Here is a 261-nt window from a genome sequence, read left to right on the forward strand (position 1 = left end):
CCACCAAGAAGGACCTGCGCGAGAACTACCCGTTCGGCATGTTCGCCGTGCCGCGCCAGAAGGTGGCGCGCGTGCATGCCTCCTCGGGCACCACGGGCAAGCCCACGGTCGTGGGCTACACGTTGAATGACATCGACAACTGGGCGAACCTGGTGGCGCGCTCCATCCGCGCGGCGGGCGGGCGGCCCGGCGACATGGTGCATGTGGCCTATGGCTACGGCCTGTTCACGGGCGGCCTGGGTGCGCACTACGGCGCCGAGC

1 pseudogene is annotated in these 261 nt (G+C 69.7%); it reads left to right on the top strand.

What is annotated here, in order from left to right:
- A pseudogene (locus JHD82_RS30550) lies at positions 1 to 261 on the top strand (phenylacetate--CoA ligase); the annotation flags it as partial.

Origin of the sequence: Delftia sp. ASV31, from assembly GCF_016428765.1 — a bacterium.
Lineage (GTDB): Bacteria > Pseudomonadota > Gammaproteobacteria > Burkholderiales > Burkholderiaceae_C > Comamonas > Comamonas acidovorans.